Genomic DNA, 1,051 nt, shown 5'->3' on the forward strand with positions numbered 1-1,051 from the left:
TGGGGGTGTGGGGTGGGGATCGGGGGGGGTCTTTGTGGGGGGGGGGGGGGTGGGGTTGGTGGTGGCGGATCGGGGTTTGGGGGTGCCGGGTGCGGTGGCGGTGGATGAGTTGTTCGGGGGGATGGTGGGTGCGCCGGATGTGGTGGTGTCGGCGGAGGATGTGGCGTATGTGATGTTTACGTCTGGTTCGACGGGTGTGCCGAAGGGTGTGGCGGTGAGTCATGGTGCGGTGGCTGCTCTCGTGACGGATGGGTGTTGGAGTGTGGCGGCGCGGGGTCGGGTGTTGATGCATGCGCCGCATGCGTTTGATGTGGCGGTGTTTGAGGTGTGGGTGCCGTTGGTGAGTGGTGGTCGGGTGGTGGTGGCGCCGTCGGGTCGGTTGGATGCGGGGGTGTTGGCGGGGTTGGTGGAGGTGCATGGGTTGACGGCTGTGCATGTGACGGCTGGGTTGTTCGGTGTGTTGGCGGAGGAGTCGCCGGAGTGTTTGTCGGGTTTGGCTGAGGTGTTGACGGGTGGTGATGTGGTGCCTGCTGGTGCGGTGGCTCAGGTGAAGGCCGCTTGCCCGGGGATCGTGGTCCGGCATTTGTACGGGCCGACCGAGGCCACTTTGTGTGCCACGACGTACGCGGTGGCTCCTGGGGTTGTGGCTCCGGCGGTGCTGCCGATTGGTCGGCCACGCGACAACACCAAGGCCTTCGTCCTCGACGAGCGCCTCAACCCCGTACCCCCGGGTGTCAAGGGCGAGCTCTATCTCGCGGGTGCCGGGCTCGCGCACGGCTATCTCGGTCGGCCGGGGTTGTCGGCGGAGCGCTTCGTCGCGTGCCCGTTCACGGGCGGGCGGATGTATCGCACCGGTGACCTGGCGCGGTGGACGGCTGATGGTGAGCTGGTGTTCGCGGGGCGGGCGGATGAGCAGGTGAAGGTGCGTGGTTTCCGGGTGGAGCCGGGTGAGATCGAGGCCGTGCTCGCCGCGCACGAGAGCGTGGGCCAGGTCGCGGTCATCGTCCGCGAGGACCGGCAGGGCGACAAGCGTCTTGTGGCCTACGTCGTA

1 protein-coding gene is annotated in these 1,051 nt (G+C 67.8%); it reads left to right on the top strand.

Annotated elements, in window-relative coordinates; genetic code table 11:
• Nucleotides 1-94: 94 nt before the first annotated feature.
• Nucleotides 95-1,051 (top strand): amino acid adenylation domain-containing protein (locus NP777_RS46900; protein WP_256656324.1); only part of this gene is annotated, 957 nt, incomplete at its 3' end.

This window comes from Streptomyces rugosispiralis (assembly GCF_024505145.1).
GTDB classification, from domain to species: Bacteria; Actinomycetota; Actinomycetes; order Streptomycetales; family Streptomycetaceae; genus Streptomyces; species Streptomyces rugosispiralis.